This is a genomic window from Streptomyces sp. NPDC091972, assembly GCF_044756385.1.
GTDB lineage: Bacteria > Actinomycetota > Actinomycetes > Streptomycetales > Streptomycetaceae > Streptomyces.
This window is the reverse complement of the sequence record NZ_JBIVSV010000002.1, coordinates 149,805-163,619: the sequence shown is the minus strand read 5'-3', so window position 1 is coordinate 163,619 and position 13,815 is coordinate 149,805. Positions and strand designations below refer to the sequence as shown.

The 13,815-nt window shown below is 70.9% G+C and carries 8 protein-coding genes and 3 tRNA genes; 4 read left to right on the top strand and 7 right to left on the bottom strand.

Annotation, left to right across the window (positions count from 1 at the left end):
• Positions 1-47: 47 nt before the first annotated feature.
• Positions 48-1,337: an RNA polymerase sigma factor gene (locus tag ACIQJT_RS06035; protein ID WP_402640275.1), complete on the top strand. Its 1,290-nt coding sequence runs from the start codon at positions 48-50 to the stop codon at positions 1,335-1,337.
• Positions 1,338-1,411: 74 nt separating this feature from the next.
• Here ACIQJT_RS06035 and ACIQJT_RS06030 read toward each other — a convergent pair whose 3' ends face one another.
• From ACIQJT_RS06030 to ACIQJT_RS06015, 4 genes are all read right to left on the bottom strand, one after another.
• Positions 1,412-3,340 carry an ABC transporter ATP-binding protein gene (locus ACIQJT_RS06030; RefSeq protein ID WP_402640273.1) on the bottom strand — a complete coding sequence of 643 codons (1,929 nt, stop codon included), beginning with the start codon at positions 3,338-3,340 and terminating at the stop codon, positions 1,412-1,414.
• Positions 3,340-5,073, bottom strand: a complete 1,734-nt coding sequence (locus ACIQJT_RS06025; protein WP_402640271.1) for an ABC transporter ATP-binding protein — start codon at positions 5,071-5,073, stop codon at positions 3,340-3,342. Before ACIQJT_RS06025 ends, ACIQJT_RS06030 begins: the two co-directional genes overlap by 1 nt.
• Before the next feature lie 164 nt (positions 5,074-5,237).
• On the bottom strand, positions 5,238-6,674 hold the full coding sequence (locus ACIQJT_RS06020) for an FGGY family carbohydrate kinase (protein ID WP_402640269.1): 1,437 nt from the start codon (positions 6,672-6,674) through the stop codon (positions 5,238-5,240).
• Positions 6,675-6,781: 107 nt separating this feature from the next.
• Positions 6,782-7,087, bottom strand: a complete 306-nt coding sequence (locus tag ACIQJT_RS06015) for a hypothetical protein (protein ID WP_053847735.1) — start codon at positions 7,085-7,087, stop codon at positions 6,782-6,784.
• A gap of 180 nt (positions 7,088-7,267) precedes the next feature.
• Here ACIQJT_RS06015 and ACIQJT_RS06010 point away from each other — a divergent pair.
• The 3 genes from ACIQJT_RS06010 (at position 7,268) to ACIQJT_RS06000 (ending at position 7,662) form a co-directional block, all read left to right on the top strand.
• Positions 7,268-7,340, top strand: a tRNA-Asn gene (locus tag ACIQJT_RS06010).
• A gap of 6 nt (positions 7,341-7,346) precedes the next feature.
• Positions 7,347-7,419, top strand: a tRNA-Asn gene (locus tag ACIQJT_RS06005).
• Between the two features lie 169 nt (positions 7,420-7,588).
• Positions 7,589-7,662: transfer RNA gene (locus ACIQJT_RS06000), tRNA-Ile, on the top strand.
• Positions 7,663-7,921: 259 nt separating this feature from the next.
• Here ACIQJT_RS06000 and ACIQJT_RS05995 read toward each other — a convergent pair.
• From ACIQJT_RS05995 to ACIQJT_RS05985, 3 genes are all read right to left on the bottom strand, one after another.
• The gene (locus tag ACIQJT_RS05995; protein ID WP_365450642.1) at positions 7,922-8,557 is read right to left on the bottom strand and encodes a DUF6461 domain-containing protein; all 636 of its coding nucleotides are present in this window, start codon (positions 8,555-8,557) and stop codon (positions 7,922-7,924) included.
• A gap of 116 nt (positions 8,558-8,673) precedes the next feature.
• A complete protein-coding gene (locus ACIQJT_RS05990) occupies positions 8,674-10,062 on the bottom strand; it encodes a hypothetical protein (RefSeq protein ID WP_402640266.1) in 1,389 nt (462 codons plus the stop codon).
• An 89-nt stretch (positions 10,063-10,151) separates the two neighbouring features.
• Positions 10,152-13,520: an ALF repeat-containing protein gene (locus tag ACIQJT_RS05985; RefSeq protein ID WP_402640264.1), complete on the bottom strand. Its 3,369-nt coding sequence runs from the start codon at positions 13,518-13,520 to the stop codon at positions 10,152-10,154.
• Positions 13,521-13,815: the final 295 nt, after the last annotated feature.

Here is a 13,815-nt window from a genome sequence, read left to right as displayed (position 1 = left end):
GCACGCCCCTCGTGGCGGCGATGTGTCGTACTCCACACTGGGTTCCGGTGCCTGAGTCCTCGGAGCGCGGCCGATCCGTCCCCGACGGGTCCCAGACCCCCGCGGTTCCGCTCATCGCGTACGGGACGGACAGCGGCGAGGCCGCCGACTCCGCCCCCAAAGTACCGCTGCCGCCCTCCTTGGCAGCGATCATCCTGGAGGTCGCCCCCGTGCAGACCCAGACCCTCACCCAGACCGAGAACAGTACGGACGACACGACCGAGCAGGACGCCGATCCCGACGTCCTCGTCGCGGTGCCCCCGCAGAACCGTGTCGCGCACCACCCCGAGGCGGAGCAGGACGCCCCGCCCGCGGAAGTGATCGAGAACGTGGAGACCGAGCCGGTCGAACCGCCCGAGCCGCCCCGCGGCCGCGTCGACACCGGCGGCCCGTCCTCGGACCTGTTCCGCCAGTACCTGCGGGAGATCGGCCGCATCCCGCTGCTCACCGCGGCCGAGGAGGTCGAACTCGCCCGCCGGGTCGAGGCCGGCCTGTTCGCCGAGGAGAAACTGAGCAACACCCCCGACCTGGACAGCCAGTTGGCGCTCGACCTGGACCGTCTGGTCGTGCTCGGCCGGATGGCCAAGCGCCGCCTCATCGAGGCGAACCTGCGGCTCGTCGTGTCCGTCGCGAAACGCTACGTCGGCCGCGGTCTGACCATGCTGGACCTCGTCCAGGAAGGCAACCTGGGCCTCATCCGGGCGGTCGAGAAGTTCGACTACGCCCGTGGCTACAAGTTCTCCACCTACGCCACCTGGTGGATCCGCCAGGCCATGTCCCGGGCCCTCGCCGACCAGGCCCGCACGATCCGGGTCCCGGTCCACGTCGTCGAGCTGATCAACCGGGTCGTCCGCGTCCAGCGCCGGATGCTCCAGGAACGCGGGTACGAGCCGACTCCGGAGGAAGTGGCCGCGCATTTGGATCTCGCCCCGGAAAGGGTCAGTGAGGTCCTCCGACTCGCCCAGGAACCGGTGTCGTTGCACGCTCCGGTCGGCGAGGAGGACGACGTGGCCCTCGGTGACCTGATCGAGGACGGCGACGCGGCGAGCCCCGTGGAGTCGGCGGCGTTCCTGCTGCTCAGGGAGCACCTGGAGGCCGTGCTGTCGACGCTGGGGGAGCGGGAGCGGAAGGTCGTACAGCTTCGGTACGGGTTGGCTGACGGCCGTCCTCGTACGTTGGAGGAGATCGGGCGGATCTTCGGAGTGACGCGGGAGCGGATACGGCAGATCGAGTCCAAGACGCTCAACAAGCTGCGGGATCACGCTTTCGCGGATCAGTTGCGGGGTTATCTGGACTGATGCCGTCTGCGGGCCGGTGGGGGCTGGTCGCGCAGTTCCCCGCGCCCCTGCGTGGGTCCAGCCCCCCGCGCTGTTTAGTCCACCTCCGCCACCGCCTGTGCGAACTGCGCCTTGTACAGGCGGGCGTAGGCGCCCCCCGCCTCCAACAGGTCGGTGTGCGTGCCCTGTTCGACGATCGAGCCGTTCTCCATCACCAGGATGGTGTCGGCGTCGCGGATCGTCGACAGGCGGTGCGCGATCACGAACGACGTGCGGCCGTGGGCCAGTTTGGCCATCGCCTTCTGGATCAGGACCTCGGTGCGGGTGTCCACCGAACTCGTCGCCTCGTCCAGGACCAGGATCACCGGGTCCGACAGGAACGCCCGCGCGATGGTGATGAGCTGCTTCTCGCCCGCGCTCACCCCGCTGCCCTCGTCGTCGATGACGGTGTCGTAGCCCTCGGGGAGCGTGCGGATGAAACGGTCCGCGTGCGCCGCCCGCGCCGCCTCCTCGATCTCGCCCCGGGTGACCTCGCGCGCGGCGCCGTACGCGATGTTCTCCGCGATCGTGCCGCCGAACAGCCAGGTGTCCTGGAGGACCATGCCGATCCCGGCGCGCAGGTCGTCCCGGGACATCGTGGCGATGTCCACCCCGTCGAGGGTGATCCGGCCGCCCGAGACGTCGTAGAACCGCATCAGGAGGTTGACCAGGGTCGTCTTGCCGGCGCCGGTCGGGCCGACGATCGCGACCGTGTGCCCGGGTTCGACCTTCAGCGAGAGGTCCTCGATGAGCGGCTTCTCGGGGTCGTAGCGGAAGGAGACGTGCTCCAGGGCGACCCGCCCGCGCAGTTCCTCCGGCTTCGCGCTCGGGACCGGGTCCGCCTGCTGCTCCTCCGCGTCCAGGAGTTCGAAGACCCGTTCCGCGGAGGCCACGCCCGACTGCACCAGGTTCGCCATCGACGCGACCTGCGTCAACGGCATCGAGAACTGCCGGGAGTACTGGATGAAGGCCTGCACGTCACCGATGGAGAGGGAACCGGACGCGACCCGCAGGCCGCCGACGACCGCCACCAGGACGTAGTTCAGGTTCGAGACGAACATCATCAGCGGCTGCATGACCCCGCTGTTGAACTGCGCCTTGAACCCGGCCTCGTACAGCGCCTCGTTCTGCTCGGCGAACTGCGCGGCCGACTCGTCCTGGCGGCCGAACACCTTCACCAGGGTGTGCCCGGTGTACATCTCCTCGATGTGGGCGTTGAGCTTGCCGGTGGAGCGCCACTGCTGCACGAAGTGCGGCTGCGAGCGCTTGCCGACGCGCGTGGCGACGACGAACGACAGCGGCACGGTGACCAGCGCGACCAGGGCCAGCAGCCAGGACACCCAGAACATCATCGCGAGCACGCCGATGATGGTGAGCAGAGAGTTGATGAGCTGTCCCATCGACTGCTGGAGGGTCTGGCCGATGTTGTCGATGTCGTTCGTGGCCCGGGACAGGACCTCGCCGCGCTGGCGCTTGTCGAAGTACGACAGCGGCAGCCGCGACAGCTTCGTCTGCACGTCCTCGCGCATCCGGAACATCGTGCGGTTGACGGTCCGGTTGACCAGCCGGGTCGCCACCGCCATCAGCAGCCCGGCGATCAGGAACACCCCGACCGCGAACAGCAGGACATGCCCGACCGCGGTGAAGTCGATGCCCTCGCCGGGCGTGAAGTCGGTGCTGCGGAGCATGTCGGCGACCTGACCGTCGCCGCGCTCCCGCATCCGCGCGAGGACCTCCTCCTTGCTCGCGCCGGCCGGCATCTGCCGTCCGATGATGCCCGCGAAGACCAGGTCGGTGGCCTCGCCGAGGATCTTCGGTCCGACCACGTTCAGGCCCACGCTCACCACCACGCAGGCCAGCATCGCGTAGAGGGTGAACCGCTCCGGCTTGAACTGGGCGAGCAGCCGCCTGCCGGACACCTTGAAGTCCAGCGAGCGGGTCTCGGGACCGCCGCCTGCCATCATGCGCCCCATGGGCCCGGCCATCAGGCAGCCTCCGCTTCCGTGAGCTGGGAGAGCACGATCTCCCGGTAGGTCTCGTTGTCCGCCATCAGCTCGCGGTGGGTGCCGGTGCCGACGACCCGTCCCTCGTCGAGGACGACGATCCGGTCGGCGTCGCGGATGGTGGCCACCCGCTGGGCGACGATCACGACGGTCGCCTCCGAGGTCTCCTCGGCGAGCGCCGCCCTGAGGGCCGCGTCGGTCGCGTAGTCGAGGGCGGAGAAGGAGTCGTCGAAGAGGTAGATCTCCGGCCGCTGCACGAGCGTGCGCGCGATGGCGAGCCGCTGCCGCTGACCGCCGGAGACGTTGGTGCCGCCCTGCGCGACGGGGGAGTCCAGCCCGTTCTCCAGCCGCTCGACGAAGTCCTTGGCCTGCGCCACCTCCAGCGCGTGCCACAGCTCCTCGTCCGTGGCGTCCGGATTGCCGTAGCGGAGGTTCGTGGCGACGGTGCCCGCGAAGAGGTACGGCTTCTGCGGGACGAGCCCCACGGTCTTCGCGAGCAGCTTCGGATCGATGGTCGACACCTCGGTGCCGTCGACGAGCACCTCGCCGTCGGTCGCGTCGAAGAGCCGGGGGACCAGGCCGAGCAGCGTGGACTTGCCGCTGCCGGTCGAGCCGATCACGGCGGTCACCTCGCCGGGCCGGGCCACCAGGTCGATCGCCTTGAGCACCGGCTCCTCAGCACCCGGGTAGCGGAAGCCCGCGCCCCGGATCTCCAGGTGCCCGTGCCGGCGCAGCTCGCGGACGGGGGCCGTGGGAGGCACCACGCTGGAGGAGGTGTCGAGGACCTCCTGGACGCGCTCGGCGCACACCTCGGCGCGCGGCACCATCATGAACATGAAGGTGGCCATCATCACGGACATGACGATCTGCATCAGATAGGCGAGGAACGCGGTCAGGTCGCCGATCTGCATCCCGCCGCTGTCGATGCGGTGGGCACCGAACCACACCACGGCGATCGACGACAGGTTCACCGTCGTCATCACGACCGGGAACATCAGCGCGAGCAGGTTGCCGGTCCTGAGGGACATCTCCGTCAGGTCGGTGTTGGCCTTCCGGAAGCGGTTCTCCTCGTACTCGTCCCGGACGAACGCCCGGATGACCCGGTTGCCGGTGATCTGCTCGCGCAGCACCCGGTTCACGGTGTCGAGCCGCACCTGCATGGACCGGAACAGCGGCCGCAGCCGCCGTACGATCAACGTCACGCAGATTCCCAGCGTCGGCACCACGGCCACCAGCACCCCGGACAGCGGCACGTCCAGGCCGAGCGCCAGCACGATGCCGCCCACGCACATGATGGGCGCCGAGACCATCAGGGTGAACGTCATCAGGGCCAGCATCTGGACCTGCTGCACGTCATTGGTCGTGCGGGTGATCAGTGAGGGCGCGCCGAACTGGCCGACCTCGCGCGCCGAGAACGACTGCACCCGGTCGAAGACCGCCGCCCGTACGTCCCGGCCGAGCGCGGCGGCGGTCCGGGCGCCGTAGAACACGGCCCCGATGTTGCACACCACCTGTGCCAGCGAGATGCCGATCATCAGGGCGCCGTAGCTGAGGATGTAGCCGGTGTCGCCGTTCACGACGCCTTCGTCGATGATGTCCGCGTTCAGCGTGGGCAGGTAGAGGGTGGCGCAGGTCTGGAGGAACTGCAGCAGCACCAGGATGGTGATGGGTTTCTTGTAGGGCCTGAGATAGGTCCGCAGAAGTCGTATGAGCACGCTACGTCTCTCGGAGTCGGCGATGGGGCGAGTGGTTGCCCCTGGCCCCTATCGTCGGACACTCCACCGGTGTTACCTCAACCGATTAAGCCGACAGCAGTGCCGCGTACGGCCCTACGGGTCACCGTGAGCGCCGACTCCTACCGGACCCTTACCTTCCGGCTCTAGCGGAACGCCCCGGGGTACGTCTGCTCCCGGACCGACACGTACTGCTGCCGCACCGCCTGTCCCACCGCCAGCTCCTCGCCCGGCTCCAGGACCTGCGCGGCCGGGCCCTGCCACATCGGCGGGGTGCGCGGGTCGAGCGTGCCCTGCGACACCCCGAGCGCCCAGGCCGCCTGGCGGGCGGCACCGATCGCCGCGTAGTCCGCCGGCTGCGGCACCACGACCTGCGCGCCGAACAGCGCGGGCGCGGCGGCCTGGACGGCGGACAGCTCGGCGGCCGCCCCCAGCAGGAAGACCCGTCGCACCTCGACACCCCGGCCGCGCAGCACGTCGAGCGCGTCGGCGAGCCCGCACAGCATGCCCTCGAACGCGGCCCGCGCCAGGTGCTCCGGCTTCATCGACTCCCGCCGGAGCCCGCTCAGCGTCCCCGCGGTGTGCGGCAGGTTCGGCGTCCGCTCACCTTCCAGATAGGGCAGCAGTACGAGGCCGTGGGCGCCCGGCGTCGACTTCACCGCCAGGTCGGACAGGCTCTCCAGGTCGCTCAGCCCGAGCATCTCGGCGGCCCCGCGCAGGGTCCGTACGGCGTTCAGGGTGGTGACGACGGGCAGGTGCATGCCGGTCGCGTCGGCCAGGGCGGTGATCATCCCGGTGTTGTCGACGAGCGCCTCGGGGTGCACGGCCATCACCGAGCCGGAGGCACCCAGGGAGACCACGGCGTCCCCCAGTCCGATCCCGAGCCCGAAGGCGGCGGCCATGGTCTCCCCGGTCCCGGCGGAGATCAGCAGCCCCTCCGGGGTCGTACCGGCCGCGTCCGCGGGGCCGATCACCTCGGGGAGCATCGCCTGGTGGCCGAGGGCCAGCTCGACCAGGTCGGAGCGGTAGGCGCCGGTGGCTGCGGACCAGTAGCCGGTACCGGAGGCGCCGCCGCGGTCGGTGGTCCTGCGCACCGGCCGGCCGAGCAGCTGCCACACCAGCCAGTCGTGCGCCTGGAGGAGGACGGCGGTGCGCAGGGCGGCGTCGGGCTCGGTCTTGCTGAGCCAGCGCAGCTTGGTGACGGGCTGCGCGGCCTGCGGGACGCACCCCACGGCCTGCGCCCAGGCCTCCCGTCCGCCGAGCGCGTCCACCAGGTCGGCCGCGGCGACCTGTGCGCGCTTGTCCCCGCCGACCATGGCGGGGCGCACGGTGTTGCCCTGCGCGTCGAGCGGCACGACGGCGTTCTGCTGGGCCGACACACCGATGGCCTGCACTCCTTCGAGGAGACCGCCGCCGGCGGCCTCACCAAGCGACAGGAGCCAGGCCTGGGGGTCGACGTCGGACGGACGGCCCTCGACCGGGTGTGGCGCGTACCCCTGTTTGAGCACGGCACCCGTGTCCGCGTCGCAGACGACGATGCGAGTGAATTCGGGTGAGCTGTCCAACCCGGCGACTATCCCCATGGCGGAAATTCTATGGGCGTAGCGTCGCCGCGGTGTGCGCGGTCACGCGGGTGCGGGACCGGCGGCGCCGGTCCCGCACCCGCGAAGTGAGCCGCGTCACCCTCGGTTCATGTGGTGCTCGTGCCCCAGTCGTCCTGGGCGGTGCCGTTCGTGTTGCGGTCCCGCAGCGAGCGCACCCGCTGCGTCACGGACTCCGGCACCCGGTCGCCCACCTTGTCGCTGACCGCGTGGTACGCCTTGCCGGCGAACTGGCGGCCCTGCTGTGCGGCGGTCTCCGCGGTGTTGCGGACGGCCGGGTTCTGGGCGACCTGACGAGCTGACTTCTTCAACTGTTCGTAGCGCTCGCGCCCGGCACGGGTGCCCAGCACGTAACCCAGAGTCAGTCCGACCACGAACGTGAGCTTGTAGCGCATGGCGGCCACCCTTCCTTGCGTAGGTCTCCGGTGCGACGTCGGTGTCGGTATCGGCGTCGGTCCCGGCGTCGGCGGAACCGATTGGCGGAGCACCCCCCTGCTTGCGCTAATGTATGTGTCGCAGCGAGCGCCCGCCCCCTGGCGAATACCCAGGGAGGTACGTTCGATGCAACGAGGCGATCCTCCGTAGCTCAATTGGCAGAGCAGCCGGCTGTTAACCGGCAGGTTACTGGTTCGAGTCCAGTCGGGGGAGCTTCGATCTTCCGTAGCTCAATTGGCAGAGCAGCCGGCTGTTAACCGGCAGGTTACTGGTTCGAGTCCAGTCGGGAGAGCAGGAAGAGGAAGGGCCCCCGATGGGGTCCTTTTTCATGTCCGGGGGAACTGCCCAGGTCACAGCGGAGTCCTGAAGGGCAGGCGAAGTCGCCCCTGCGGAGCAGGAGATCGTATGAGCGGCTATGCTGCGGCAGACGGCGCGCACGCATGTACGCGACACGCCGCTATGGGGCGGTAGCTCAGCCGGTTAGAGCAGCGGACTCATAATCCGTCGGCCGTGGGTTCGAGTCCCACCCGCCCCACCCTGCACTTCAGTGGCCCTGCGGAAACGTTCCTTGCGGGCTGTGGTGTCTTCGCGGCGATTCCCTGTGGAGGCCGGAGAACGGGGACCGAGCTCTGGCCCCCGGCCGGAGCGGGCACCGGCAAGGGCACGTCGGTCGACGTCCGGTACTGCAACGGCGGCGGCAAGCAGCGGTGGGCCAGGAGCTGACGCCGGTACCCGCTACGGCGGGCCCGGCGGCGCCCCGGTGCGGGCAGGTCCCGTCCCCGCACCGTCAGGACTCACCCGGCGAACGGCGGTTGGGGCGGGACCGGGCCCTCGCCGGCGTAGGTGTCGCCGAGCGGTGCCGACGGCGCGTCGTCCTCGGCGAGTGTCAGACTCGGCCAGGGCCCGGCCAGGGCGGCGTCGTCCAGGGTGATGCCGAGGTGGTCGAGGACCAGGGCCACCACCGGAGCCATCCCCGTGTCCTCACCCTCGTGCGCGGCGAGCGCCGCTTCCACCCGGTCCCACCAGGAGTCGGCCAGCGCGGGGCGCGTGTGCTCCATGCCCGGCTCGAAGTTCTCGACGCACTCGCCGTCGCGCCAGTACTGGAACACGTCGAGTCCCTCGGTGGTCAGCACGCTGTACGTCTCGGTGCCGCGGGACAGCTCCGTGAGTGCTTCCCTCCAGGAGCCGACGGCACCGTCCTCCTCGACGCAGAAGGCCCACTCGCCGAGCCTCCCGGACCGCAGCAGGGAGACCCCTTCGTCACCGGAGTCGGAGAGGAGGTCCGCGGCCTCGTCGGCGTCGAGCGGACGCGCCTGCCCGGGGTCGGCCCCGTACCGGACGAAGACCTCGTCAGGGCTCAGCCCCCGGGTGAAAGTGACGCACATCCAGGCCGTCGCCCAGGTGAGCGAACGCACGTCCGTGCCAGTCATGTCTGCCTCCGTCGGTCACAGCCTTCGCCGAGGCCCCGGCGTCCTTCGCGGACGCCGGGGCCGGGTTCATCATGCCGGGTCCGGGCGGCGCGCCCGGTCACGGGGGGACGCGGACCCTACGCCGTGAACTCGATGCGGAACGGGTCACCGTCCACGAGCCGCTGGTACTTGCGCAGGGAGCCGAGGACCCCGCCCGCCGAGCTGTTGGCGCGCTGGGTGATGTGGAGCCGCAGGCAGGTCTCGGTGCCCGTGGTCGGGCGGGTGGGCCAGGTCGCGGGGGCGGACCAGATGCCGTTGACCACCTGCGGGGTCAGTTCGGCGCACAGGGTGCCGTCCTGACCGCCCTCCGACGTGCTCGCGGGCGGGAACTCGTCGCAACTGTCCGCGCCGGTCACCCCCGGGTACAGGTTGGTGAAGGGCGTACAGGTCGCGGCGCGGTTGGCGTTCGCCTTGGTCTGGTTGACCGCGTGGAGGACGTCGGTGCCCCGCCGCCTCATGATCTCTTCGTAGATGGGCACGACGATGCCGTACTTCGCGTGCCCCCGTGAGTAGCTCAGCACCGGCATCTCGTCGGTCGGTATGACGCAGCCGCGCAACCGGGGCTGCTCCATGTCGCAGCGGATCTCGCCGGTCGCGGGGCTGGACCAGGAGGCGCTGGGGTCGACCGGGGTCGCGCCGGGCATCGTCACGTACATCTTGTAGCTGGTGCGGAAGGAGGAACGGGTGGTGTTCGCCGCGAAGGCGCCGCCGTTGTACTTGGTCTTCCCGGTCTTCTCCGCGCCGGGTGTCAGCTCCGAGGTGCCGTACCAGGGCTGCTTCGTCACCGTCGTGCAGCCGGCACCGCAGGCCACCTGCACCTTCACCACGAGACTCTTCACGTCGCCGGTGACCCGGACGAGTTTCGCGGTGATCGTCTCGTTGAGGTCGAGGGACTTGTAGGAGGTGGCGAGGGTGGAGTTGACCTGGATGAGGCCGGTGCCGATCGTCTTGCCGTTCGCGTCGTAGAGGGTGTACGTGACCTCGGCGCCGTTCAGGCACAGGCCGCCGGTGCGGCTCCAGGTCCACGTGCCCGGACTCGTCAGCACACACGAGGGCGGGGGCGGCTCGGGGTCGTCGGCGTCCGGCTCGAACTCCGTGCCGAGACCGTCACCGCCCGGGTCGTCGGCGGCGAGGCCGGCGGCTGCCGGGGCGGCGGCAGCGGTCTTCGTACGGGGCGCCGCGGCCGTCGCGCCGTCCACGCTCACACACGCGGTGACGGCGTCGGGGACCGTCGCGCGGGCTGCGGCGGGAAGCCGGGTGCAGGTGTCCTCGGCGGCGAACGCGGCACTCTGCAGGACCGTGGACGGAGCGGTGGAACCAGCGTCCGCGGCCGGGTCCGCCGCCGCGGTGAGGGTCGTACGGGCCGGTGCGGGCCGGTCCTCGGCGGCGCCGGCGGTACCGGTCGCGGTGAGGGCCATGGTGAGGAGCGGAGCGACCAGCACCCATCTGATGCGTGACGAGGTCATGACTTCTCTCTGCTGGGGTGGGAAAAGGAAGGCGTGGGGCGGCCGGGCTGTGGCCCGGCCGCCGGATGCGCGTGCGTCGGTGCCGCTGCTCAGAAGATGGACGACAGGACCTTGGTGGCCCCCGACACGACGTCCTCGCCGACGTCGGCGATCTTGCCGACGACGGGCTTGATGAGCTTGCCGCCGGCCGCCTTGTCCGCCGCGCCGATCCACTTGGACTGGCCGAAGGTGACCAGGCTCAGGCCGGTGCCGACGGCGGATTCGATGAACTCGCCGCTGGAGAAGCCGTGTTCGATACCGGTGAACAGGGTGCCGAGGGCGCCGGCGCCCATCGAGACCGCGGAGAAGAAGCCGGCCGCCGCGGCCGCCGGGGGGAACACGAAGGCGGCGAGGGCACAGCCCGCGGCCAGGAACCCGGCGCCGACGCTGATGGCGTTGAACGCGTCGGCGTAGAAGCCGGCGTCGTTCCACCACTCGTCGGTGTCCCCGCCGGTGCCGTTGGGGTTGATCTGGTCGTTGGTGTCCTTGTCGGCCGGGTCGGTGCCGTTCTGCCGCGCCCGGCGGGCCTCCTCGAGGGCGGCCTCGGCAGCCGCCCTGTCCTCGGCCGCGCGCTTGGCCGCGGCGATCTGCTTGGCCTGAGTGGCCGCGGCGGCGGCCGTCGCCGCGTCCTTGCCCGCAGCGATCGAGGAAGCACGGGCGGCGGCGGCCGAAGCCTGGGCGTTGTACGACGACTTGAGGGCCGCGCGGGCGGAGTCCATCGCCTTGTTCGCCGAGTAGTTCGCGGAGCGGGCGGCACGCCGGGCGGTGGACGCCGCCGCGGTCGCCCTGTTCGCGGACGCCTTGGCGTCGGCCGCGGACTTGTCGGCGGCGTCCGCGTTCCGCCGGGCCTCGTCGGCGTAACTGTCGGCCTTGGCCGCGGAGTCGAGCGCCTTGGCCGCCCACTCCTTGGCCTCGGCGGCGGCGTTGCGGGCGTCGGCGCCGGCCTTCGACGCCAGGGCGGCGTTCTCCTGCGCCTTCTGGGCGATCTTCGCCGCGGCCGCGATGGCGCCACGGACCGCGGCGACGTGGGTGGCGGTGTCGTGGTCGAGCTGGGCCGTCCGGTACTGCACCAGGGAGACGAAGTTGCGGCGCATCCAGGTGGGCCCCTCCATGGCCACCTCGGCGTACGCCCGGGTGAAGGCACCCCCGCTGATCATGAGCTGGCCGGTGAGGACGGCGTCGTCCTCCGCGATCGCCAGGGGGTAGTCGTGGTCGAAGAAGTTCTGCAGCGATTCGGTGGTGTTGATGCTGAGGGCCTTGTTCGCCGCGGCGGTGACGGCCCTGCCCGGGTTCGAGTTCAGGATCCGGCCGATCGCCACCCGGTTGTCCTCGTCGGAGGCCTTCTTCATGCCGCTGGTGAGGAAGTCGCCGACCGCCTTGGCCTCGGTGCTCCGCAGGGCGTTCAGGGCCGCCTCGGCGATCTTGGGCGCGGCGACCGTCGCCACGTGGAGCGTGGTCTCCCGGTCGTCCTGTCCCTGGGCCAGCACCCGGTCGAGGTCGATCCAGGCGTACACGTCGTCGTCCGTGCCGGAGAGGGCGAACTGGGCCGCCTGCCGGGTCCAGGCACCCCTGGAGTTGAGCAGGGCGACGGCCGCCTTGCGCCCGTGGACCGCCGCGCCCGCCATGTCGCCCGCCGCCAGCGCCTGTTCGGCCTTGGCGATCAGGTCCTTGGTGGCCTGATCGGTCTGCTGGGCCTGGGCCACCTTGTTCTGATAGGTGGTCAGTTCCTTCGACTCGATCTCGGCGAGCAGCCGGACCTCCTCGATGGCCTGGAGTTTGTCCTGTTCGAGGGTCTCCGCCTCGGCCTTCCGCGCGTTCTGCTCCACCAGGATGGCGTCCGAGACGGCCTTGGTGGCGGTGTTGGCGGCCAGTACGGCGGCCGCCGCGTGGGCGGTGGACCTGTTGGCGTAGTCGACGGCCTTGCCCGCGTTCCGTACGGCCTCCTCGGCGGCGGCCGCCGCCTTGTCGGCGTGGTCCGCCGCGGAGTTGGCCGCGTCCCGGGCGGTGCGGGCGGCCGTGGCCGCGGACGCGGCGAGGGCCTGGGCGGTGGAGGCGGCGTTGGTGGCCCGGTTCGCGGCGGCGGAGGCGATCGCGGCCTGGCGCTTGGCCTCCGCGGCCTCCGACTGGGCGGCGCCGGCGGCGGCACCGGCCTGGGCGGAGGCGTTCGCGGCGGCGGCCGCGTTGCGTGCGGCGGAGGCGGCCGCGGAACCGGCGGCGGCGGCCTTGGTTCCGGCGATGGCGGCCTGGTCGGCGGCCTTGGCCGCCGTGCGCGCCTTCGCCGCGGCGTTGCGGGCGGCGACCGCCGCGTTCTTGGCGGCCTCGGCCTTGCCGGCGTCCTTGGAGGCACCGATCGCGGCGTTGTAGGCGCGGGCCGCGGCGCTGCCGGCGTTCGCGGCGGCCTGGGCGGCACCGGTGGCGGCCCAGGAGGCGCGGCGGGACGCCTGCACCGCGGCGTTCGAGGCGTTGATGGCGTTGCGGGCGGCGTCCGCCGCGCCCCTCGCGGCGGACGCCGCCTTGCGGGCCGCCGCCCCGGACTTCTGCACGTCCTCCTTGGCGGCGGATGCCTCGGCGGCGGCCTTCTCCGCCGCCTCCTTCGCCTTCTCGGCCGCGGTCTGGGCGCGCGCGGAGGCCTCGACGGCGAGGTTCGTCTCCCGCTCGGCGCGCTTGCCCTCCCGTACGACGACGGCGACGAGCTCCTCGATCGTCGCCGACTCCTGGTCCCGGGCCCGGGCTATGTGCTGCCCGGTCTCGATGAACCACTCCACGTCGGACGCGGTGCCGCTGAGAGCGCGGTCGGCGTACTTCTGCACCTCGGGGCCGGCCTGCGTCAGCATGGCGGAGACCTGGACCCGGGCGTCCTCCAGGCGCGCGTCGTACTGCTTGTCGGTGAGGAACGTGATGAGGGTCGGCTGGGTGCCGGTGTTCAGGGCGGCGGTGGCGTCTCGCTGGACCGCCTTGTCGCCGGTGGCCGACACGATGGAGGTGGCCACCTGGAGGTCCTCGAGGATGGCGGGTTTGAAGCCGCCCGCCAGGAACTCGGCGATGGCGGCGTCACCGCTGTCGAGAGCGGCGACCGCTGCACGGCGCAGGCCCTTGCCCGCGCGGTCCAGGCTGCTGACGATGGCGACGCGGTTGTCCTGCACCGTCTGGACCGGCAGGGTCTCGGTCAGGAAGGTCTGGATCTCGCTGTCGGAGCCGGAAAGGGCGGCGGCGGCCGCGGCCTTGACGCCCTTTCCGCCCGATATCCAGGCCTTGACGACCTTCGCCCGCTCGGTGTCCGGCAGCGGGACCGGGTCGGGCGCCGTACCCTCCGCCGCGGCGGCGGCCGGGGGGAGGAGCACCGAGGGTGCGGAGGCCAGGGCGGTGGTGGCGGCGAGTGCGCCGAGCACGCGGCGCCGGCTCCAGAAAACGGTCTGCATAAGTGATGTGTCCCCGTGAGTTGTTGAACGGACATGTCGGATCTCATGGGTGAGCACATTTCCGACATGCCCGTGGGATGAATGGTCATGAGCTGTGAAGTGGCGTACAGACAGCGTTTCTTGTCGCCCCGGACCATATCAACCGGTCAGGAAAAAGGGACCAGTTGTGCGGTCCCGCTCGACAACTACGGTTGAATTCCGGACTTCTGACTGTTGATCGGAGAGCATTTACAGATCCTCCACAACCTCCCGTACAACCTTTACCTCGTGTGACGCGGATCACCGATTGCCGATG

Bases quoted from the DNA above. Each gene is read 5' to 3' on its own strand.
- ACIQJT_RS05985 (WP_402640264.1), bottom strand. From the start codon at position 13,520: ATGCAGACCGTTTTCTGGAGCCGGCGCCGCGTGCTCGGCGCACTCGCC.
- ACIQJT_RS06030 (WP_402640273.1), bottom strand. From the start codon at position 3,340: ATGGCCGGGCCCATGGGGCGCATGATGGCAGGCGGCGGTCCCGAGACC.
- ACIQJT_RS05995 (WP_365450642.1), bottom strand. From the start codon at position 8,557: ATGACTGGCACGGACGTGCGTTCGCTCACCTGGGCGACGGCCTGGATG.
- ACIQJT_RS06020 (WP_402640269.1), bottom strand. From the start codon at position 6,674: ATGGGGATAGTCGCCGGGTTGGACAGCTCACCCGAATTCACTCGCATC.
- ACIQJT_RS06015 (WP_053847735.1), bottom strand. From the start codon at position 7,087: ATGCGCTACAAGCTCACGTTCGTGGTCGGACTGACTCTGGGTTACGTG.
- ACIQJT_RS05990 (WP_402640266.1), bottom strand. From the start codon at position 10,062: ATGACCTCGTCACGCATCAGATGGGTGCTGGTCGCTCCGCTCCTCACC.